This window comes from Pararhizobium sp. P1_E7, from assembly GCF_056405855.1.
On the sequence record NZ_JBFUBH010000004.1, the window covers coordinates 232,025 to 253,143 of the forward strand.

Annotated in this window: 19 protein-coding genes; 9 read left to right on the forward strand and 10 right to left on the reverse strand. The window is 59.0% G+C overall.

The window, feature by feature from the left end; genetic code table 11:
• The first annotated feature begins 189 nt into the window (after window positions 1–189).
• Window positions 190–891, forward strand: coding sequence for a DUF1013 domain-containing protein (locus AC1D17_RS07060; RefSeq protein WP_264219931.1), 702 nt, complete (start codon window positions 190–192; stop codon window positions 889–891).
• 126 nt (window positions 892–1,017) lie between these two features.
• Here the strand turns inward: AC1D17_RS07060 and AC1D17_RS07065 are convergent, their stop codons facing one another.
• On the reverse strand, window positions 1,018–2,925 hold the full coding sequence (locus AC1D17_RS07065) for a propionyl-CoA synthetase (RefSeq protein ID WP_477564697.1): 1,908 nt from the start codon (window positions 2,923–2,925) through the stop codon (window positions 1,018–1,020).
• 116 nt (window positions 2,926–3,041) lie between these two features.
• Complete coding sequence (locus AC1D17_RS07070) at window positions 3,042–3,701, reverse strand: YggS family pyridoxal phosphate-dependent enzyme (RefSeq protein ID WP_477564698.1); 660 nt, start codon at window positions 3,699–3,701, stop codon at window positions 3,042–3,044.
• Between the two features lie 213 nt (window positions 3,702–3,914).
• Between AC1D17_RS07070 and leuS the strand changes: the two genes are divergently transcribed.
• From leuS to holA, 3 genes are read left to right on the forward strand one after another with little or no spacing between them, the layout of a single operon-like run.
• Window positions 3,915–6,545 (forward strand): leucine--tRNA ligase, encoded by a 2,631-nt coding sequence (leuS, locus tag AC1D17_RS07075; RefSeq protein ID WP_477564699.1) that lies wholly within the window; start codon window positions 3,915–3,917, stop codon window positions 6,543–6,545.
• A complete protein-coding gene (gene lptE / locus AC1D17_RS07080) occupies window positions 6,532–7,065 on the forward strand; it encodes an LPS assembly lipoprotein LptE (RefSeq protein ID WP_477564700.1) in 534 nt (177 codons plus the stop codon). The genes leuS and lptE overlap by 14 nt, the downstream gene beginning before the upstream one ends.
• A gap of 24 nt (window positions 7,066–7,089) precedes the next feature.
• Entirely contained in the window at window positions 7,090–8,124 is a 1,035-nt protein-coding gene (gene holA / locus AC1D17_RS07085) for a DNA polymerase III subunit delta (RefSeq protein WP_477564701.1), read from the forward strand.
• A 57-nt stretch (window positions 8,125–8,181) separates the two neighbouring features.
• On the opposite strand, the gene AC1D17_RS07090 is transcribed toward holA, so the two are convergent.
• The 8 genes from AC1D17_RS07090 to hemE all read right to left on the reverse strand — a co-directional run bounded on the left by AC1D17_RS07090 (window position 8,182) and on the right by hemE (window position 17,062).
• Entirely contained in the window at window positions 8,182–9,069 is an 888-nt protein-coding gene (locus AC1D17_RS07090) for a ParB/RepB/Spo0J family partition protein (RefSeq protein ID WP_477564702.1), read from the reverse strand.
• Between the two features lie 46 nt (window positions 9,070–9,115).
• Window positions 9,116–9,910: a ParA family protein gene (locus AC1D17_RS07095; protein ID WP_477564703.1), complete on the reverse strand. Its 795-nt coding sequence runs from the start codon at window positions 9,908–9,910 to the stop codon at window positions 9,116–9,118.
• A gap of 18 nt (window positions 9,911–9,928) precedes the next feature.
• Window positions 9,929–10,564 (reverse strand): 16S rRNA (guanine(527)-N(7))-methyltransferase RsmG, encoded by a 636-nt coding sequence (rsmG, locus tag AC1D17_RS07100; RefSeq protein ID WP_477564704.1) that lies wholly within the window; start codon window positions 10,562–10,564, stop codon window positions 9,929–9,931.
• Entirely contained in the window at window positions 10,561–12,444 is a 1,884-nt protein-coding gene (gene mnmG / locus AC1D17_RS07105) for a tRNA uridine-5-carboxymethylaminomethyl(34) synthesis enzyme MnmG (protein ID WP_477564705.1), read from the reverse strand. The genes rsmG and mnmG overlap by 4 nt, the downstream gene beginning before the upstream one ends.
• 92 nt (window positions 12,445–12,536) lie before the next feature.
• A complete protein-coding gene (gene mnmE, locus AC1D17_RS07110; RefSeq protein ID WP_477564744.1) occupies window positions 12,537–13,856 on the reverse strand; it encodes a tRNA uridine-5-carboxymethylaminomethyl(34) synthesis GTPase MnmE in 1,320 nt (439 codons plus the stop codon).
• Between the two features lie 175 nt (window positions 13,857–14,031).
• Window positions 14,032–15,297, reverse strand: coding sequence for a transcription termination factor Rho (gene rho / locus AC1D17_RS07115; protein ID WP_112408863.1), 1,266 nt, complete (start codon window positions 15,295–15,297; stop codon window positions 14,032–14,034).
• Between the two features lie 194 nt (window positions 15,298–15,491).
• Window positions 15,492–16,031 (reverse strand): protoporphyrinogen oxidase HemJ, encoded by a 540-nt coding sequence (gene hemJ / locus AC1D17_RS07120; protein WP_477564706.1) that lies wholly within the window; start codon window positions 16,029–16,031, stop codon window positions 15,492–15,494.
• Entirely contained in the window at window positions 16,028–17,062 is a 1,035-nt protein-coding gene (gene hemE, locus AC1D17_RS07125) for a uroporphyrinogen decarboxylase (RefSeq protein ID WP_477564707.1), read from the reverse strand. The genes hemJ and hemE overlap by 4 nt, the downstream gene beginning before the upstream one ends.
• A gap of 404 nt (window positions 17,063–17,466) precedes the next feature.
• Here hemE and AC1D17_RS07130 point away from each other — a divergent pair, with 404 nt between their 5' ends.
• From AC1D17_RS07130 to dnaQ, 5 genes are read left to right on the forward strand one after another with little or no spacing between them, the layout of a single operon-like run.
• Entirely contained in the window at window positions 17,467–18,291 is an 825-nt protein-coding gene (locus tag AC1D17_RS07130; RefSeq protein ID WP_477564708.1) for a pyruvate, water dikinase regulatory protein, read from the forward strand.
• A 31-nt stretch (window positions 18,292–18,322) separates the two neighbouring features.
• Window positions 18,323–18,922: a Maf-like protein gene (locus tag AC1D17_RS07135; protein ID WP_477564709.1), complete on the forward strand. Its 600-nt coding sequence runs from the start codon at window positions 18,323–18,325 to the stop codon at window positions 18,920–18,922.
• Window positions 18,915–19,775: a shikimate dehydrogenase gene (locus AC1D17_RS07140; protein WP_477564710.1), complete on the forward strand. Its 861-nt coding sequence runs from the start codon at window positions 18,915–18,917 to the stop codon at window positions 19,773–19,775. Before AC1D17_RS07135 ends, AC1D17_RS07140 begins: the two co-directional genes overlap by 8 nt.
• Entirely contained in the window at window positions 19,772–20,365 is a 594-nt protein-coding gene (coaE, locus tag AC1D17_RS07145) for a dephospho-CoA kinase (protein WP_477564711.1), read from the forward strand. The genes AC1D17_RS07140 and coaE overlap by 4 nt, the downstream gene beginning before the upstream one ends.
• A complete protein-coding gene (gene dnaQ / locus AC1D17_RS07150; RefSeq protein ID WP_477564745.1) occupies window positions 20,365–21,069 on the forward strand; it encodes a DNA polymerase III subunit epsilon in 705 nt (234 codons plus the stop codon). Before coaE ends, dnaQ begins: the two co-directional genes overlap by 1 nt.
• Window positions 21,070–21,119 lie beyond the last annotated feature (50 nt).

Below are 21,119 nucleotides of genomic sequence, written 5' to 3' on the forward strand. Positions count from 1 at the left end.
TGCGCACCCGTTTCGGGCGCCATACATATCAGGTCAAGACACGGCGTCCATTAGACAAAAGGTCATTTCTTCAAGAAGAATTGCATTTCTGAGAGGACGAGGGTATAGAGGCGCTAATTTCCCGGAAATTAAAGTGGTTACACCCCACGGCCCGCGACACCGGCGCGGACGGACAGAAGGACTATATCCATGGCTCAACAACTGCTTATGCCCAAAGCGACGGCCGTATGGCTTGTTGACAACACTGCTCTGTCGTTCGAACAGATCGCCACGTTCTGCAAGCTGCACCCGCTTGAAGTCAAGGCAATCGCCGACGGTGAATCCGCGCAGGGCATCAAGGGCCTCGACCCGATCGCCACCGGCCAGCTGTCGCGCGACGAGATCGCCCGCGCCGAAGGCAATCCGAACCACAAGCTGAAGATTTCCGAACCGAAGGTTCGCGTCCCCGACAGCAAGCGCAAGGGCCCGCGCTATACCCCGGTTTCCAAGCGCCAGGACCGCCCGAACGCCATTTTGTGGCTGGTGCGCAATCATCCCGAACTGAAGGACGCCCAGATTTCGCGTCTCGTCGGCACCACCAAGTCGACGATCGAGCAGATCCGCGAGCGCACCCACTGGAACTCGACCAACCTGACCGCGATGGACCCGGTGACGCTTGGCCTGTGCACGCAGATCGACCTCGACCTTGAAGTCGAACGCGCGTCGAAGGGCCGCCCGCTGCCAACCGCTGCCGAACTGGGCGCGACGCTGGAAGCCTCGAAGGAAACGGAAAAACTGCCATTTTCCTACGAGCGCGAAGAGGAAAAGGAAATCGACGCCGACGCCGTTTTCTCCAAGCTCAAGGCCCTCAAGTCCGACCGCAAGGACGAGGACGAGGACGACGCCTACTGATTGGAGCGCATCGCTCCCGACGAAAAACCCGGAGCGATCCGGGTTTTTTTGTGCCTTGAGAACTTCAGTGACGCGTTTCAGCTGTGACCTTGCTCAGACTCCGGCTAAGGATCGCCGGTCCTCAGCCTATACGCCGATACCTCGGGCATGCAGGGCGGCCGCGATTTCGTCAAGCACGGCCGGGTCGTCGATCGTTGCCGGCATCTTCCAGCTCTCACGATCGGCGATCTTCTGCATCGTACCGCGCAGGATTTTTCCCGATCGCGTCTTGGGCAGACGCTTGACGCAGATCACCGTCTTGAACGCGGCGACCGGTCCGATGCGCTCACGAACAAGGCCGACAACCTCCTTTTCGATGTCCGCTGTTTCACGGGAAACATTGGCATTGATGACCAGAAAGCCGGCGGGCACCTGTCCCTTGATCGGATCGGCAATGCCGATGACGGCACATTCGGCCACGTCGGCATGGCTGGCACASATTTCCTCCATCGCGCCGGTGGACAGGCGGTGGCCGGCGACATTGATGATGTCGTCGGTGCGCGACATGATAAAAATGTAACCGTCGTCATCGATATAGCCTGCGTCCGCCGTGCGGTAGTAGCCGGGAAATTCGGCAAGGCAGGTGTCACGAAACCGTTGATCGGCATTCCAGAATGTCGGCAGGCAGCCGGGCGGCATCGGCAGCTTGATGACGATATTGCCCAGCGTTCCGGAGCCCACGGCATGACCGGCATCATCCAGCACCTGAACATCATACCCCGGCAAGGGCATGGCGGCCGAACCGTATTTCACCGGCAGCAAACCGAGCCCGATCGGATTTCCGGCCACCGGCCAGCCCGTTTCCGTCTGCCACCAGTTATCGATGACGGGAACCTTCAGTTTTGCTTCCGCCCAGGCGACCGTGTCGGGGTCTGCGCGTTCGCCTGCCAGAAACAACGCCCTGAATTTCGCAAGATCGTGCCGGCGGATCAACTCGCCCTGCGGATCCTCCTTGYGGATGGCGCGAAAGGCTGTCGGCGCGGTAAACAGCGTGGTCACGCCGTGCTGCTCGATAACCCGCCAATAGGCGCCGGCGTCGGGCGTGCCCACCGGCTTTCCCTCATAGAGTATTGCCGTGCTGCCGTTCAACAGCGGTCCATAAACGATGTAGCAGTGACCGACGACCCAGCCGATATCGGACGCCGCCCAGAATACTTCGCCGGGCTTGATGCCGAAGAAGTGCTGCATCGACCATTTGAGCGCAACCATGTGGCCGCCATTGTCGCGCACAACGCCTTTCGGCTGGCCGGTCGTCCCTGATGTATAGAGGATATAGAGCGGATCGGTCGCCAGGACCGGCGTACACGAAACCTCGACGTGCCGCTGTTTTGCCGAGGCGACAACGGCGGCGAAATCGATGTCACGTTCAATCTGCAACTCGGCCTTCAACATTGTCCGTTGAAAGACGAGGCAGTGAGCCGGCTTGTGCCGGCTGATCTCGATGGCCGCGTCGAGCAACGGTTTGTAGGCGATCGTTTTTCCGGCCTCGATGCCGCAACTGGCCGACACCACCAGCTTGGCTTCGCTGTCGGTGATGCGCGTCGCCAATTCGCTCGCCGCGAAACCGCCGAAAACGACCGAGTGAACAGCGCCGATGCGGGCAGCCGCCAGCATGGCGAACACAGCCTGCGGGATCATCGGCATGTAGATAATGATCCGGTCGCCCTTGCCGATACCCAGATCCTGATAGACGGACGCGAGCGCGACGACCTCATCAAGCATCGCACCGTAGGTCCAGTGCTCCACCGTGCCGGTGACGGGGCTGTCATAGATCAAGGCATTCTGATCGGCCAGGCCCGCGGCAACCTGACGGTCCAGACAATTGAAGCAGGTATTGGTTTCTCCGCCGGGGAACCAGCGTCCGTAAACGCCCTGGCCAGGATCGAAAACCTGATCAAATGGCAGAAACCAGTCAATCTCCCGGGCCGCTTCAGCCCAGAAAGCTTGCGGATCCTGTTTCCACGCGCCGTAAACGTCGGCATAGCTGCTCGCCATCACCGTCTCCTCTACTCCCATACCGGAAAAGCCGGCCTCCGCAGGAGAGCATAGGAGATTGCCGGGACACGGAGAAGCCAGACGAAAGCCTTAGACCATTTTAACCGCTTGGCAGACTAACGCGTTCCGAAGATCGCCGAACCGACGCGCACGCTGGTCGCGCCAAATTGCACCGCGACATCAAAATCGCCGGACATGCCCATGGAGAGTTTTTCCAGGCCGCAGCGTTCGGCAAGCTTGGCAAGCAGCGCAAAATGCGGGCCGGGGTTTTCGTCCGCCGGCGGAATGCACATCAACCCTTCCACCGGAATGCCGATCGTTTCGCGGCACAGCGTGACGAAGGTCACGGTATCGTCCGGCGCGATACCCGCCTTCTGCGGCTCAAGTCCCGTATTGACCTGGACATACAGGCGAACGGGCTTGCCTTGCAGGGCGATTTCAGCGGCGACGGCACGTGCGATCTTCTCACGGTCTATGGTCTCGATGACATCGAACAAGGACACGGCATCTGCCGCCTTGTTGGATTGCAGCGGGCCGATCAGATGAAGCTCGATACCGGCGTTTTCCGCCTTCAACTCAGGCCACTTGCCCTGCGCCTCCTGCACCCGGTTTTCGCCGAAAATCCGCTGCCCCGCCGCAATCACGGGACGGACCGCATCGGCATCAAAGGTCTTGGAGACTGCAACGAGCGATGCGGCGCCCAAAGGGCGATTGGCGCCGTCCTCTGCATCGCGAATCCGGCTCAAGACATCGTTCAACCGTTCTTCCACGCTCATCACCATCGTCTCCATCACGTTCCGGTCCGCCTGGCGCAATAGTCAAACTGAATGCGACTGCCAAGCCGTAATCGCCGAATGCCGGCCAAATGCCGCAAAGTTTAGCCTCAAAGCCTTCCAAAACTTGACGCTACGCTTGTTTCATGGTGAAGGTCACGCCAAATATCCAGGGGACTGATTTCCCCTCGCCCAAATTTCCGGAACATCGATCATATGGCTACCGAACGTTACAATCCGCGCGATTCTGAACCCCGCTGGCAACAGGAATGGGAGCAGAAGAACGTCTTCACCACAGACAACGACGACCCGCGCGAAAAATATTACGTGCTTGAGATGTTCCCCTATCCGTCGGGCCGGATCCACATGGGCCATGTCCGCAACTACGCCATGGGGGACGTTGTCGCGCGCTACAAGCGGGCGCGGGGTTACAATGTGCTGCATCCGATGGGCTGGGACGCTTTCGGCATGCCGGCCGAAAATGCCGCCATGGAGCGCGGCGTGCACCCGGCGGCCTGGACCTATCAGAACATTGCCTCGATGAAGGCGCAGCTCAAGGTGATGGGCCTGTCGCTCGACTGGTCGCGCGAGTTCGCCACCTGCGATGTTGAATACTACCAGCACCAGCAGCACCTGTTCGTGGATTTCCTGGAAAAGGGCCTCGTCTACCGCAAACAGTCGAAGGTAAACTGGGACCCGGTCGACAACACGGTTTTGGCCAACGAGCAGGTGATCGACGGGCGCGGCTGGCGCTCCGGCGCCCTGGTCGAACAGCGCGAACTCACCCAGTGGTTCTTCCGCATCACCGATTTCAACCAGGACCTGCTCGATTCGCTCGACACGCTGGACCAGTGGCCGGAAAAGGTCCGGCTGATGCAAAAGAACTGGATCGGCCGCTCCGAAGGCCTGACCATCCGTTGGGAAATTGTACCGGGCACCGGTGCGACGGACGAAACCGAGGTCACTGTTTACACGACCCGTCCCGACACGCTGTTTGGCGCCTCCTTCCTGGCGATTGCCGCCGATCACCCGCTGGCACGGCAGGCGGCAGCGGGAAACCCGGAGATCGAGGCTTTCTGCGAGGAAACCCGTCGCGCCGGCACGTCGTTGGCGGCACTGGAGACGGCTGAGAAAAAGGGCATCGACACCGGCATTCGCGTGAAGCATCCGCTCGACCCGAGCTGGGAACTGCCGGTTTACGTCGCCAATTTCGTGCTGATGGACTACGGCACTGGCGCAATTTTCGGCTGCCCCTCGGGCGACCAGCGCGACCTCGATTTCGCCCACAAGTACGGCCTCCCGGTCCTGGCCGTGGTGATGCCGAAAGACGGCGACGCGGCAAGCTTTGCCATTGGCAACGAAGCCTATGGCGGCGACGGCGTCATGATCAATTCGCGCTTTCTGAATGGCCTGACGATCGAGGACGCCTTTGAAAAGGTAGCCTCGACGCTGGAGCAGGCCTCGATCGGCAATGCGCCCCAGGCCGAGCGCAAGGTCAATTTTCGCCTGCGTGACTGGGGTATCTCCCGGCAGCGCTACTGGGGTTGCCCGATCCCGGTCATCCATTGCGACGACTGCGGCGTCATTCCGGTGCCGAAGGCCGATCTGCCGGTGAAACTGCCTGATGACGTGACATTCGACAAGCCGGGCAATCCGCTCGACCGACACCCGACCTGGCGCCACGTTTCCTGCCCGCAATGCGGCAAGGACGCACGTCGCGAGACCGACACGATGGATACGTTTGTCGATTCGTCCTGGTATTTCGCCCGTTTCACCGCACCCTGGGAAAGCAAGCCGACCAATCCGGCCGCCGTCGACCACTGGCTGCCCGTTGATCAATACATCGGCGGCATTGAGCACGCGATCCTCCACCTGCTCTATTCGCGGTTCTTTACCCGGGCAATGAAAGCCACGGGCCATGCCGGCCTCGACGAGCCCTTCAAGGGCCTGTTCACGCAGGGCATGGTCGTGCATGAAACCTATAGCCGCGGGCAGGGCGCCCAGCGCGAATGGGTGACGCCGGCCGAAATCATCATCGTGGAGACCGACGGTAAGCGGCAGGCCAGCCTGATCGAAACCGGCGAACCCATTACCATCGGCTCGATCGAGAAAATGTCGAAGTCGAAAAAGAACGTTGTCGACCCCGACGATATCATTGCCTCCTATGGCGCTGATACCGCGCGCTTCTTCGTACTCTCCGACTCGCCGCCTGATCGCGATGTGATCTGGTCGGAGGCCGGCGTCGAAGGCGCGCACCGGTTCGTCCAGCGCCTGTGGCGGCTGATTTCGGAAGCATCCGATGCGCTGAAGACGACCGAAGCAAAGCCTGCATCCGGCGGTCCGGCTCTTGCGGTCTCGCAGTTGACCCACAAGACGCTGAAGGCCGTTCAGGCGGACTATGACAAGCTGGCCTTCAACAAGGCCGTGGCGCGGCTCTATGAGCTCGTCAACGCCCTTGCCAGCCCGCTGACGCAGGTTGCGGCAGGAACGGCAGATGAAGCGACGACCGCGGCCGTCAAGGACGCCGTCTCCATCCTGATCAGCCTGGTGGCTCCGATGATGCCGCATCTGGCCGAGCAGTGCTGGCAGGAAATCGGCGGAACGGGTCTGATTGCCCAGACCGCATGGCCGGTTTACAGCGAAACGCTGGTCGCAGAAAACGACGTGACCATGCCGGTGCAGATCAACGGCAAGAAGCGCGCCGATTTGACAATTGCGCGCGATGCAGATCAGACTGCAATCGAGAACGCCGTTCTGGCGCTCGACCCCGTCAAGACTGCATTGAACGGACAAAGCCCGAAGAAGATCATCGTCGTGCCGCAGAGGATCGTGAATGTCGTTGTCTGAAAAAGCTCAAAGATACGCGCAGCTTCTGGCTTTCGGCACACTCGCGGTCCTGGCAGGTTGCCAGGTCAAGCCGCTCTATTCGGACGGGCCCCAGGGAAAACCCGCCCAGGCGCTCGCATCGATCGAGATCTCCGACGCTGACGACCGGGTCGAGCAGGAAGTGCGCAATGCGCTGATCTTCCTGACATCTGGCGGCGCAGGCGAACCGGCGAACCCGCAATACAAGCTGGCTCTGAACGTCACCAGCGAGATCCAGGGCGTTCTGTTTGATCAGAACACCACCGACGACAATACCGATACCGCCGGCGCCGGCCGCGTCGTCGTCATGGCCGATTATAACCTGACACGCGCCGATACGGGCGAAACCGTCCGCTCCGGCAATCGCAGCGCCGTCTCGCTGGTCGACTTTCCAAATCAGGAATTTGCCAAGGTTCGTGCCAGACGCGATGGCGAAAAGCGGGCTGCCAAGGAACTGGCCGAAATCATCCGCGCCGATCTTGCAGCGGCGCTCGGGCGCTGAGCGATCAGCCCATAAGGTGGCGGTATGACCGAGATCAAATCGCACGAATTCGAGCAGTTCCTGCAGCGTCCGCTGCGGGATGACCGCATCTACCTGATCTACGGTCCCGACCGCGGCCTGGTTTCAGAGCGTGCCACCCAGATTGCAGCCAAAAGCGGCGTCGCTCTTAACGACCCGTTTTCGCTGATCCGGCTTGATGGGTCCGATCTGCAGCAAAACCCGGGTCGCCTGCTGGACGAGGTCAATACGATCGGCCTCTTCGGCGGCGAAAAACTCGTCTGGATTCGCGCGTCGGGGACGGAGAAAGCGCTGGTCGATAGCCTCACCGTGCTCTCAAAGGAACCGCCGGAGGCCAGTTATGTCATCATCGAAGCCGGTGATCTCAAGAAGGGAACCGGTGTTCGCAAGATCGGCGAAACCAGCCGGTCGGTGATATCGATCGCCTGCTACAGCGACGACGCCCGGGCGCTGAACGGCCTGATCGATCAGGAACTCGGGCTGGAAGGCCTGCGCATTTCGCCTGCAGCGCGCGAGCGGCTGAATGAAGCCCTTGGCGGCGACCGGATCGCCTCGCGCAACGAGATCCGCAAACTGGCGCTCTATTGCCGGGGCATGGCCTTGATCGAGGAAGAACATGTGCTGGAGATCGTCGGCGACGCCAGTGCCGTTTCTGTCGACGACGCCATAGATGCAGTTCTCAAGGGTGACACGGACGGCCTTCAGCACGCCATCCGCAAGATCGTCGCATCGAAGACGGCGATCTTTCTGGTACTGCAGGCCTGTCTTAAGCAGTTTCAACTGCTCGATCTGATGCGGGCGGAAATGGACGACAAACGGCAACAGCCCACCCAGGTCGTGGCCACGCTTGGCCGCCATTTGCATTTCCGCCGCAAGCCACTGATCGAAGCCGCCTTGAAGACCTGGACCCTGCCGGCCATCCGGCGGGAACTCGGCCGGCTGCAGACTGCGATCTTTCAAAGCCGCACACGACAGAGCCTGGAAGACAGCATCGCCATGCAGACATTGCTGGCGATTACACTGCAATCGGCGCGCAGATAGAATAATATCTATCTGATATTGTTATATATTGTATATTATTTCGGATCCGAACCGGTCTCAGCGCCGCTCGAGAAGCCGGCAGATCTCTTCAAGTTGGTCGAGCGTTTTATAGGAAATCCGCAGCTGCCCGCCTGACGCCTTGTGATTGACCGTAACGTCAAGCCCCAGGCTGTCGGACAATGTGCGCTCGAGCGCCAGCGTGTCGGCATCCTTTTCCTCCTTGGGGGAGGGCTTGCCATAGGTCGGATCGTTCTGGGCACGGATATCGTTCTGCGCCAGCCGCTCGGTATCACGCACGGACAGACCCTTGGCGACGATCGAACGGGCCAAAGTCACCGGATCGGACGTCGGAATAAGCGCGCGCGCATGGCCGGCGGACAGCGTGCCGGAAGACAGCATGTCACGGACCGGCTCCGGCAGCTTCAGGAGCCGCAGGCTATTGGCCACATGACTCCGGCTCTTGCCGATGATTTCACCGAGATCGTTCTGCGTATACCCATGCTCCGCGATCAACTGATCATAACCAAGCGCCTCTTCGAGCGGATTAAGGTCGGATCGCTGAACGTTCTCGACAATGGCGATCTCAAGCGCCGTGCGGTCGTCCACATCGCGAACGATAACGGGAATATCGGTAAATCCGGCCAACTGAGCGGCGCGCCAACGGCGCTCGCCTGCAATAATCTCGTAACGTTCGTCAGCGATGGTGCGAACGACGACGGGCTGCACGATGCCATGCTGGCGAATGGAGCTTGCCAGGTCCTGCAATTCGGCTTCGTCAAAGGTCCGCCGCGGATTGCGCGGATTGCGGGCGACAAACTCGATCGGAATGCGTCTGTCGGCGTTGACGGGAGCCACAGGGCTGCTCGCCTGCAAGGGCTGGTCCATCTCGCCGATCAGGGCCGCGAGGCCACGGCCAAGTCTTCTTCTCGAATTATCGTCATTCATCGTCTGCACTCACACTTATTCGTTTCGATCTCGAATCGATTGTTGCTCAGGCTGCCTTCCGCAGCCGTTCGCGCTGGATTACTTCGGACGCCAGCTGAAGGTAGGCCTGGCTACCGGCGCATTTGAGATCATACAGGATCGCCGGCTTACCGTAGGAGGGAGCCTCGGACACACGCACATTGCGCGGGATCAACGTATGGTAGACCTTTTCGCCAAGATGGGTGCGCACATCATTGACCACCTGTTGCGCCAGATTGTTGCGCGAATCAAACATGGTCAGGACGATGCCCTGAATATCAAGCGTCGGATTGACCGTCCGGCGTACCTGATCGACGGTTTCGAGCAGCTGGCTGAGCCCTTCCAGAGCGAAGAACTCGCATTGCAATGGCACCAGGACCGAATGGGCCGCTGCCATCGCGTTCATCGTCAGAAGATTGAATGAAGGCGGGCAATCAACGAGGACATAGGAATAGGCAAGCGCCTCGGGGGAGGCGAGGGCCTTGCGCAGACGGAACACCCGGTCGCTGGCAGCAGAAATCTCCATCTCGACGCCGAGAAGGTCCATGGTCGATGGCACGATCGAGAGATTGGGGACAACCGTATCCTGAACGATATCGGCTATACTGTGGGAGCCGACCATCAGTTCATAGGAGGAGAGCTTGCGATCGCGCCGCTGAATGCCGAGACCGGTGCTTGCATTGCCCTGTGGATCCAGATCGACGATCAGGACCTTTTCGCCGATAGCGGCCAAAGCGGTTGCAAGATTGATGGCCGTGGTGGTTTTTCCAACACCGCCCTTCTGATTAGCAATCGTGATGATCCGGTTTTTTTTGCCTATCATACCGCATTCCGCCCGTAATTAGATTTTCCGCGAAAGGTTTGCGATTTCGAGAACCACGGAGTCCGGCTCGACGACGCTCTGATGTTTTACCAGATCAAATTGAAAGCGGCTAACGGCTTTATCGACCTCCAGCTGATAATCCCGGCCTTTATGAAAGAATGCACGCGGTTTGTTGTCTGCGGTCATCCAGGGCGCGCAGTAATCGAGGAGCTGGCGGAGATCAGCCAACGCTCGTGCGGAGACAGCATCGCATTGCGGGATCACGCTCACCGCATCCTCGATCCGAATCGGGTGAACCGAGCCGCGCGCACCCGTTTCGTTCAACGCCACGCGCAGGAACGCCGCCTTCTTATTGTTGCTCTCGACAAGATGAACCCAGCCGTCGCCCAGTTCAGCCAGAAAAATTGCGGTGATGATCCCAGGGAATCCCCCGCCGCTGCCGAGATCCACCCATCGCTTCGGGCCTGGAAACAGCTGAAATATTTGCGCGCTGTCGGATATGTGGCGCTGCCATAAATCTGACAGCGTCGATGGCGCAACCAGGTTGATCGACTTGGCCCATTTCTGAAAGAGGCTGGCAAAATGTTCGAGTCTGTCTGACGTTTCACGTGAAACACGCAATCCGTTTAGCTCACGGGAAGGACTCGCAATCATTGAATCGCCTGCTTGGAATACGCTGTTGAAGTGTGATTTGCCTTGCGGATATGCGCCAGGATCAGGGATATAGCGGACGGTGTGATCCCGTCGACCTTCATGGCTTGCGCCAAATTGCGCGGTTTTGCCGCTTTTAGCTTTTGCTTCAACTCATTCGACAGACCGGACAGCGAATCGAAATCGAAGTCATCCGGGATGAGGCGGCCTTCTTCGCTGCGGACACCGGCAATATCCGACGCCTGCCGGTCCATGTAGACCGCATAGGTCGCATCAATCTCCAGAGCCTCGGCGAGCTTGCTGTCAATCGCTGCCAGTTCCGGCCACACAGCGCTCAGCGATTGAATGGAATGGTCGGCATAGGATAGGAGCTCGAATGCCGATCGGCGCTGACCATCCAGGTTCAGCTTCAATCCATATGTCCGCCCTTCGGTTGGCGTCACGGTCAGAGATTTCAACAACTGCCTGTTGCTATCAATATCGGCAACCCATTTGCTGAACTTCGCCGTCCGGTCAGCAGAAACGCAACCGAGCGACATTGCCTCAGGAGTGAGGCGGATATCCGCATTGTCAGCCCGCAGCGACAGACGATATTCGGCACGCGAGGTAAACATCCGGTAGGGCTCGGCAACGCCGCGCGACGTCAGGTCGTCGATCATCACACCGATATAGGAGTTGGTGCGGCTGAACACGTGCGGTGCATTTCCGGCGCAAAGCAGGGCCGCATTCAAACCGGCGACCAGACCTTGTGCGCCGGCTTCCTCGTAGCCTGTGGTGCCGTTGATTTGCCCGGCAAGAAACAACCCCGGAATTTTGCGGACTTCCAAGGACAAAGAAAGCTCGCGCGGATCAACATGGTCATACTCGATGGCGTAGCCTGGCTGCAGGATAGAGACCCGTTCCAACCCGGGAATTGTCTGAATGAAAGCCTGCTGAACATCCTCCGGCAGTGATGTCGAAATTCCGTTGGGGTAGACCGTATCGTCATCGAGGCCTTCCGGCTCCAGAAAAATCTGGTGACCGTCCCGTTCACCGAACTTAACGATCTTGTCTTCAATCGACGGACAGTATCGCGGGCCAACACCCTCGATCTGGCCCGAATACATTGCGGATTTGCCCAGGTTGTCAGAGATGATTTTGTGCGTCGCATCGGTCGTCCGCGTAACACCGCATTCGATCTGCCGGTTGACGATTGTCTCTGTCATAAAGGAGAACGGAACAGGGTCTTCATCGGCACCCTGCCGGCCGACAGATTGCCAATCGATGGTCCTGCCATCCAGCCGGGCGGGCGTGCCTGTTTTCAGACGGCCGAGACGCAGGCCGCAACGCTCCAGCGTTCCGGATAGCCCAAGCGACGGGTCTTCCCCAACGCGGCCGGCGGGGATTTTGCGATTGCCGATATGAATAAGGCCGCGCAGAAAGGTTCCCGTGGTCAGCACGGCCGCACCGCAGGAAATATGCCGTCCGCTCGCGAGAATAATTCCGCTGACGCGGCCATTTTGCAGCTGCAGGTCAAACGCATCGCCTTCGATAACATCGAGGTTTTCGATCGCTTGAATTTCCGCCTGCATCGCTTGGCGATAAAGTTTCCGGTCCGCCTGGGTACGGGGGCCACGCACTGCCGGACCCTTCCGGCGGTTCAGCAACCGAAACTGGATTCCCGCAGCATCAGCGACGCGCCCCATCAGACCATCCATGGCGTCGATCTCACGAACAAGATGACCTTTTCCCAAGCCGCCGATAGCGGGGTTGCAGGACATGATCCCGATCGTGTCGCGCTTATGCGTCACCAGGGCAGTTTTTGCGCCCATCCGGGCCGCTGCACCTGCCGCCTCGCAGCCGGCATGACCACCGCCGATAACAATGACATCATAATCGTCCATCTTAGACCGTCTCCATCACGGTATTACGGAAGCGAATCGTTTCACGTGAAACGTCCAATTAGACTCGCCAGCGTTGCATATGGGATTGCATCTTATTTTCCGATGCAAAACTCCGAAAAGATCACGCCAAGCAGATCCTCGACATCAACCCGTCCGGTGATCCGTCCGAGGGCGTCTCCCGCCTGCCGTAGATACTCGGCCTGAATGTCAAGTCCGCGATTTGATTGCGTCAAACTCATATCGATCGCTGAACGGGCCTGCTGCAAGCAACTCACATGCCTCTTGCGGGTCGGTAAAGACAGCGCGTTCCGACCGGACAAATCAGGCAGAAAAGCCGTGACGACCTCTATAAGCCGTTCAATGCCTTCGCCGGTGACTGTCGAAATCAGCACGTCGGCGCTGGCCTTATCCCACAAAAGAGATGCCCGATCAATCTTGGTCCCGACACGAACGATGGGCTTGGCCTGATCAAATCCCGCCAGCTGCGCGAAACCTTCGGGCGTATCCGCCAGCAGCAGGATCACGTCCGCCTGATCCATTGTCAGGCGAGCACGGCGAATCCCTTCCTGCTCGATCCTGTCATCGGTCTCCCGGAGGCCCGCGGTATCGAACAATTGAACGCTGAATCCGGCTAAGGATAGGTCGACCGACAGGACATCCCTTGTCGTGCCAGCAATATCGGTAACGATGGCCACATCGCGGCGGGCCAAATGATTGAGAAGACTGGATTTTCCAGCATTCGGTTCACCGGCGATGACAATCTTCAAGCCGTCCCGGATAATTTCGGCGATGCCGGCACCTTCCAGGTGGTCAGCGATCTCTGCCTTAAGATTGCGGATATCGTCCCAGATCTTCGCGGCGACAGAGCCGGGTACGTCGTCCTCATCGGCGAAATCCAGTTCTGCCTCGATCATCGCCCTGGCATGCGTCAGCCTGCGGGCCCATCCCTCGTAGATCGCCGAGAGATGACCGCTGGAATGCTCCTGTGCCAGGCGCCGCTGCATTTCCGTCTCGGCCGAAATCAAATCGGCCAGACCCTCGACCTCGACAAGATCGAGTTTGTCGTTGTGGAACGCGCGGCGAGCGAACTCACCGGCTTCCGCGTGTCTGAGCCCCGGAAGAGCCTCCAGTTCCGAAAGGATGGCATTGACCACCGCACGGCCGCCGTGAACCTGCAGTTCCGCGCAGTCTTCACCGGTAAAGGATGCCGGCGCTGCGAAATAGAGAACAAGCCCCTGGTCGAGGACATCACCGTTTCGATTGCGAATCGATCGCAGAACGGCTTGCCGGGGTGATGGCAACACTCCGCACAGCCCGGCAACGACCTTGGCCGTGCGCGGACCACTGATACGAACGACGGCCAGTCCCGCCGGCAAGGCGCCGGATGACAGGGCATAGATCGTATCAGACATGGTCTGTTGCTGTTGGTTCAACGTTAAAAATCCTTGTTTGACCATATCCGCTGAAGCCGCGGAATTCTTTCTCGAATGGTTTGAATCCGGCAAAGGAATCCGGCTACGCAGATTTTCTGCAGAAACACAAAAGCCCAGGATAAACCTGGGCTTCGTGCAAAAATATGACCGTCGGTCAGGTATTCATCGAATCGAAGAAATCGCCATTGGTCTTGGTCTGCTTCAGCTTGTCGATCAGGAACTCGATTGCATCGGTTGTTCCCATCGGTGCAAGGATCCGGCGCAGCACAAAGATCTTCTGCAGATCCTGCCGCGGTACCAAAAGGTCTTCCTTACGGGTCCCAGACTTGAGGATATCCATCGACGGGAAGATACGCTTGTCGGCAACCTTGCGATCAAGCACGATTTCCGAGTTGCCGGTGCCCTTGAACTCTTCGAAGATGACTTCGTCCATGCGGCTGCCGGTATCGATCAGGGCCGTCGCGATGATCGTCAGCGAGCCGCCTTCCTCGATATTACGGGCGGCGCCGAAAAAGCGCTTCGGACGCTGCAGGGCGTTGGCATCAACACCACCGGTCAACACCTTGCCCGATGACGGAACAACGGTGTTGTAAGCGCGGCCGAGGCGGGTGATCGAATCGAGCAGGATAACGACGTCGCGACCATGTTCGACCAGCCGCTTGGCCTTCTCGATGACCATTTCGGCAACCTGGACGTGGCGGGTGGCCGGCTCGTCGAAGGTCGACGAAACGACTTCGCCCTTCACCGAGCGCTGCATGTCCGTCACTTCTTCCGGCCGCTCGTCGATCAGGAGAACGATCAGGTAGCATTCCGGATGATTGGCGGTGATCGAATGGGCGATGTTCTGCAGGAGAACGGTCTTACCGGTGCGTGGCGGCGCGACGATCAGGCCACGCTGGCCCTTGCCGAGCGGAGCGATCAGATCGATGACGCGGGCGGAAAGGTCCTTCGAAGTCGGAACCTCAAGTTCCATCTTGAAGCGCTCATTCGGATAGAGCGGCGTCAGGTTGTCGAAATGGACCTTGTGACGGATCTTCTCTGGGTCTTCGAAATTGATCGTGTTGACCTTGAGAAGCGCGAAATAACGTTCGCCTTCCTTGGGACCGCGGATCGGGCCTTCGACGGTATCGCCGGTTTTCAGCGAGAAGCGGCGGATCTGCGACGGCGAGATATAGATGTCGTCAGGACCTGGCAGGTAGTTGGCGTTGGCCGAGCGCAAGAAGCCGAAGCCGTCCTGCAGCACCTCGACGACGCCTTCGCCGATGATCTCGACGTCCTGGCTTGCCAGCATTTTCAGGATCGCAAACATCAGTTCCTGCTTGCGCATGACACTGGCGTTTTCGACCTCGACCGACTCGGCAAATGCCAGCAGATCGGTTGCACTTTTGTTTTTGAGTTCTTGTAGCTTCATTTCAGCCATGAAGGGGACCACACTTGKAAATCGGAAAGGAAAGTCGGCGTGCTTGATGTAAGGGGAGCTGCAGCGGAAGGGGCAGGCTCGTAACGTTTACACATGCCACGAAAGAGGAGATGGCGGGAAAATAGCGATTCACTCGTTGCGCCGCAAGGGGGCAACGGAAATTCCCGAAAGTTTCCTGAAAGAACCTTTCATGCTCAGAAAGGCTTCACCACAGCCATGATGACGATGAGGATCATCAGCAGTGTCGGCGCTTCGTTCATCAGCCGCCAATAACGGGCGCTGCGGGTGTTTTCATCCCGCGCAAAGGCCCTGACAGCCCGGCTGAACATCACGTGGACACCGGTCAAAAGAACGACAAGCAACAGCTTGATATGCAGCCAACCGCCCTGAAAGCCGTAGACGCTCCAGGCCAGATAGAGCCCCAACACCCAGGTGATCATCATCGCCGGGTTCATGATGACCTTCAAAAGCCGCTGTTCCATCATCTTGAAGGTTTCCGACTGCGCCGAGCCCGGCGCTGCGTCGGTGTGGTAGATGAACAATCGCGGCATGTAGAGCAGGGCGGCCATCCAGGACATCACGGCAATGATGTGCAGCGCCTTGATCCACAGGTAGAGATTGTCCGGCTGCCAGACAAACAACCCGGCAAGCAGGGCCACGAACAAGGCAATCGCGACAAATGCACGGGTGCGGGCCTTTTTCCCCGGCAGCATATCCGTCTGGCGCTCGATCATTGGCCGGTCCCACGGACACGGGCAACCAACTGCGAAACATGGGCCGGATCGGCCTGCGGCGTAATTCCGTGGCCCAGGTTGAAGATCAGCGGTCCATTCCCAAGCGTCTGCAGAATCGCGTCGATACCGTCATCAAGCGATTGCCCACCCGCCACGACGCGCATCGGATCGAGATTGCCCTGCACCGGGCCCTCTTTCTGAAGCTCTGCGGCAAAGGACAAGGGAACCGACCAGTCGAGACCGATCGCATCGGCGTCGGTGGCCTGCCGGTAATCCTTCAACAGGATTCCGGCGCCCTTGGCAAAAGCAATGATCTTCGCGTTTGGCCGGCGGGCACGGACGTTGTCGATCATCCGGCGCACCGGCTTGACGGCATAGCGGCGGAATTCCTCCTCGCCCAAAACACCCGCCCAGGAATCGAATATCTGCACCGCATCGGCGCCGGCATCGATCTGCTCGACCAGATAGTCCGCAGAAACCTCAGCAAGCAGCGCCAGCAGCCGATCGAAAGCTTCGGGGTTCTGGTAGCCGAAAAGCCGTGCCGGTGCCTGGTCCGGCGTTCCGTGCCCAGCAATCATGTAGGTGGCCACCGTCCAGGGCGCACCGCAAAAGCCGAGCAGTGTCGTTTCTTCCGGCAGTTCGCGGCGCAGACGGCGAACAGTTTCTATGACGGGCTGCAAATGGCCGGATACCGGCCGAACGTCGAGCTTGTCGATCTCTGAAACGGCAATCGGATCCATCCGTGGTCCATGCCCTTCCTCAAAGCGAACATTGCGCTTCAGGGCATCGGGTATGACGAGGATATCTGAAAACAGGATGGCTGCGTCAAAGGCATATCGCCGGATCGGCTGCAGCGTCACTTCCACAGCCATGTCGGGCGAATAACAGAGATCCAGAAAGCTGCCTGCCTTCGCACGGGTCTGCCGGTATTCCGGAAGATATCGACCAGCCTGCCGCATCAGCCAGATTGGGGGAGGTGAGAGGGTTTCACCGTTCAACACCTGTAGCACCTTGCGGCTTTGCGCAGTCACCGGACACGTTCTCCCACTATAAAAGATATCTATATCTAAGGATTCTATTTCTTAGAGTCTGTGACTATCAAGGATTAAAGGCCATCCGACTCTTTTCCACATGCTCGTCCGTTCAATAGAATCCCTTGAGCAATTTTGCCATGCGACAGATAGGAGCGGGGAACATTTCGAAAAATTGTGAAGAGTCATACGCTTCGTTCGTTGTTTGATGCGATGCCGGTATGTGGACAGCATGTGGATAACACCAAGCCTTCGCAACACGATGAGTCTTCTCCACATGGCCCCCGAATCCCGGTCCCCGGAATCCGGATTGTGAATAACTCGCCGGTTTTCCCCTTGCCTTTGAACCCCCGCGGTCCTTAGCTATTGCTGTCCCGCATTATCAACAGCCCTCGGAGAATAGCGTGGAGAATCAGAAAAACTATTTCCACCTGCACTTGATCTCCGATTCGACCGGCGAAACGCTGATCGCCGCGGGCAGGGCTGCGGCGTCCCAATTCCAGTCGGCGCATGCGCTCGAACATGTCTATCCGCTGATCCGCAACCGCAAGCAGCTGATGCAAGTGATGGAGGCGGTGGATGGTGCGCCCGGGATCGTGCTCTATACGATCGTCGATCGCGAGCTTGCCGACATTATCAACGTAACCTGCAAGGAGATGGGCCTGCCTTGCGTTTCGGTGCTGGAACCGATCATCGACCTCTTCCAGTCCTATCTGGGCGCAACGTCGCGGCGGCGCTCAGGCGCGCAGCATGTAATGGACGCCGATTATTTCGCGCGCATCGATGCGCTGAACTTCACGATGGATCATGACGACGGGCAATTGCCGGCCGATTTCAACGACGCGGATGTCGTGCTGATCGGTATCAGCCGGACCTCGAAAACGCCGACAAGCATCTATCTTGCCAATCGCGGCATCAAGACCGCCAACATCCCGATCGTGCCGGGCGTCTCCCTGCCGGACCGGCTGATGCAGGCAACCAGGCCGCTGATAGTCGGCCTGATCGCCACGGCGGACCGCATTTCACAGGTCCGTCAGAACCGCGTTCTGGGCACGGCATCGCATAGTTATCATGCGGAGGAATATGTCGACCGTGCCTCGATTGCGGAGGAACTGAAATATGCACGATCGCTTTGTGCGCGTAACAACTGGCCGATGATCGATGTGACGCGCCGCTCGATCGAGGAAACGGCAGCCGCAATCGTTGCCCTGAGGCCCCGGCTGCGCTAAGGCGATCCTGTTCAATTAGGTTAGGACGACAATGGCAGGCACTCTTGTCCTCGCGTCAGCGAGCCCGTTCCGGCGCATGCTTTTGGAAAATGCCGGTATCTCTTTTCAGGCGAGGGCCGCCGAAATCGACGAACGGGCGATCGAAAGTCAGGCCGAGCAGCAGGGTGTGGCTCCGGAAGAGGTCGCGCTCATTCTTGCCGAAGCCAAGGCCAGGAATGTCGGAACTGCATTCCCGGCCGATATTATCATCGGCTCGGACCAGACCATGTCACTCGGCGCGCGGGTTTATCACAAGCCGCGGAACATGGACGAGGCGCGTGACCATCTGCTGTCGCTGTCCGGGCAGGTTCATCAACTGAACAGCGGCATTGTTCTGACGCGGGGCGATGCGGTGCTTTGGCGGCATGTGTCTTCGGCCCGGATGTCGGTCAGAACCTTGAGCGCCGCGTTTATCGAGGCTCATCTCTTGCGGGTCGGGACAAAGGCCCTATCGAGCGTCGGCGCCTACCAGCTGGAGGGCGAGGGGATCCAGCTGTTCGAGAAAATCGACGGCGATTATTTCACGATCCTCGGACTTCCGATGCTGCCGCTGCTTGCAAAACTCAGGGAACTGAAGGTGATCGATGCGTGATTCACGTGAAACATTTGTTAACCACGCCTTCGTCACGGGCTATCCGATCAAGCATTCACGCTCGCCGCTGATCCACGGATACTGGCTGAAACAGCTGGGTCTGGAGGGAAGCTACCGCGCAATGGAGGTTTCCCCGGAGGCTTTTCCCGATTTCATCGCTTCACTCAAAAGCGGACAATCGGGTTTTACGGGCGGCAATGTGACGATACCGCATAAGGAACTCGCTTTCGCATTGTCCGACCGGCCGGACCGGTTGAGCACCGAACTCGGTGCAGCCAACACCCTGTGGGTGGAGAATGGCCTGGTGCATGCGACCAACACGGACGGCCATGGCTTCACTGCCAATCTCGATGAACGGGCACCCGGTTGGGACAATTGTCAGACCGCGATTGTGCTTGGTGCCGGCGGCGCCAGCCGCGCGGTGATCCAGGCAGTCCGCGATCGCGGCGTCAAGACGATCCATGTCGTCAACCGCACGGCCGCTCGCGCCCAGGAACTGGCCGACCGCTTCGGCCCGGCAGTCCACGCGCAGCCGATGGAGGCACTGCCGGAGGTAATGAAAGACGCCGGGCTCTTTATCAATACGACGTCGCTCGGAATGGACGGGTCAGCGGTACCGGAGATTGACTTCACCGTCATGGCGTCCGGCAGCACCGTGACGGACATTGTTTATGTACCGTTGAAAACACCGATCCTAGCGCAAGCCGAAGCGCAGGGTTTTGCTACGGTTGACGGCCTTGGAATGTTGTTGCACCAGGCAGCACCCGGTTTTGAAAAATGGTTCGGCAAAAGGCCGACTGTCGACGCGGTTTTGCGCCAGATCATCATCGACGAAATGGCGAGCCACGCATGATCATCCTTGGGCTCACCGGATCGATCGGCATGGGCAAATCGACCACCGCCAAGATGTTTGCGGAGATGGGCGTACCGGTGAACGATGCCGATGCGGCCGTGCACGCGCTCTATCAAGGCGAAGCCGTGGCACCGATCGAAGCGGCGTTTCCGGGGACGACGAAGACGGGCAGCGTCGACAGGGCGGAACTCTCCCGGCAACTGGCCAACGATCCGTCCTTGTTCAAGACGCTTGAGGCCATCGTCCATCCGCTGGTGCGCGAAAAGGAGCGGGTGTTTCTTCAGCGCAATCGTGATGCAGGCGCACCGCTTGTCGTGCTCGATATCCCGCTTCTGTTCGAGACAAAGGCTGAGGGCCGGGTCGATGCGGTCGCCGTCGTCACCTGCGATCCGGAGATACAAAAGGAGCGGGTGCTGAAAAGGCCGGGGATGACGGAGGAAAAATTCGCCCTCATCCTCTCCCGCCAGGTTCCCGATCAGGAAAAACGTGCGAAAGCGAACTACATCATCGATACGAGCCACGCGCTTGATTCGACCCGCAGCCAAGTCGCGGCGATCGTCCAGACGCTCACCAGCCAGAAGAGGCCATGATGCGCGAAATCATCTTCGATACGGAAACGACAGGTCTCGATAACAAGCTGGACCGGGTCATCGAAATCGGTGGTATCGAACTCGACAATCATTTCCCGACTGGACGGTCGTTCCATGTCTACATCAACCCCGGCGACCGCAAGGTTCATCCGGACGCTCTGGCGGTCCATGGCATCTCGGATGAGTCGCTGAAGGACAAGCCGAACTTTGCCGGCATCGTCGATGAGTTGCTCGCATTTTTCGGCGACGCCCGATGGGTGGCGCACAACGCCACCTTCGATATGGGCTTCATGAACGCCGAGTTTGCCCGGCTCGGCCTGCCGGCGATCACCAATGATCTCGTCACGGATACGCTGGCTCTCGCTCGCCGCAAACACCCGATGGGTCCGAACTCGCTCGACGCGCTTTGCCGGCGCTACGGCGTCGACAATTCGCACCGCACGAAGCACGGCGCGCTGCTCGACTCCGAACTTTTGGCGGAAGTCTATATCGAGCTGATCGGCGGCCGGCAGACGACGTTCGGTCTGCACTCCAGCGACAATCGCGGTCAGGCATCGGAGGTGGATGATGTCATCGTGGTGAGCGGTCAAAGGCCGCATCCGCTTGGCTCCCGCTTGACCGCGGAAGAAGAGGCAGCCCACACGGCGCTTGTCGTCAAGATGGGCGCGAAAGCCATCTGGGCCAGATACGACGCCATCAAATGAAAATGCCCGGTCAGGGACCGGGCATTGAAACAATCACATCCAGGCTAATC

Excerpts from the sequence above, each read along its gene's own strand:
- AC1D17_RS07060 (WP_264219931.1), top strand. The coding sequence starts at position 190 with ATGGCTCAACAACTGCTTATGCCCAAAGCGACGGCCGTATGGCTTGTT.
- AC1D17_RS07070 (WP_477564698.1), bottom strand. The coding sequence starts at position 3,701 with ATGAGCGTGGAAGAACGGTTGAACGATGTCTTGAGCCGGATTCGCGAT.
- leuS (WP_477564699.1), top strand. The coding sequence starts at position 3,915 with ATGGCTACCGAACGTTACAATCCGCGCGATTCTGAACCCCGCTGGCAA.
- lptE (WP_477564700.1), top strand. The coding sequence starts at position 6,532 with ATGTCGTTGTCTGAAAAAGCTCAAAGATACGCGCAGCTTCTGGCTTTC.
- holA (WP_477564701.1), top strand. The coding sequence starts at position 7,090 with ATGACCGAGATCAAATCGCACGAATTCGAGCAGTTCCTGCAGCGTCCG.
- AC1D17_RS07090 (WP_477564702.1), bottom strand. The coding sequence starts at position 9,069 with ATGAATGACGATAATTCGAGAAGAAGACTTGGCCGTGGCCTCGCGGCC.
- AC1D17_RS07095 (WP_477564703.1), bottom strand. The coding sequence starts at position 9,910 with ATGATAGGCAAAAAAAACCGGATCATCACGATTGCTAATCAGAAGGGC.
- rsmG (WP_477564704.1), bottom strand. The coding sequence starts at position 10,564 with ATGATTGCGAGTCCTTCCCGTGAGCTAAACGGATTGCGTGTTTCACGT.
- mnmG (WP_477564705.1), bottom strand. The coding sequence starts at position 12,444 with ATGGACGATTATGATGTCATTGTTATCGGCGGTGGTCATGCCGGCTGC.
- mnmE (WP_477564744.1), bottom strand. The coding sequence starts at position 13,856 with ATGTCTGATACGATCTATGCCCTGTCATCCGGCGCCTTGCCGGCGGGA.
- rho (WP_112408863.1), bottom strand. The coding sequence starts at position 15,297 with ATGGCTGAAATGAAGCTACAAGAACTCAAAAACAAAAGTGCAACCGAT.
- hemJ (WP_477564706.1), bottom strand. The coding sequence starts at position 16,031 with ATGATCGAGCGCCAGACGGATATGCTGCCGGGGAAAAAGGCCCGCACC.
- AC1D17_RS07135 (WP_477564709.1), top strand. The coding sequence starts at position 18,323 with ATGGCAGGCACTCTTGTCCTCGCGTCAGCGAGCCCGTTCCGGCGCATG.
- AC1D17_RS07140 (WP_477564710.1), top strand. The coding sequence starts at position 18,915 with ATGCGTGATTCACGTGAAACATTTGTTAACCACGCCTTCGTCACGGGC.
- coaE (WP_477564711.1), top strand. The coding sequence starts at position 19,772 with ATGATCATCCTTGGGCTCACCGGATCGATCGGCATGGGCAAATCGACC.
- dnaQ (WP_477564745.1), top strand. The coding sequence starts at position 20,365 with ATGCGCGAAATCATCTTCGATACGGAAACGACAGGTCTCGATAACAAG.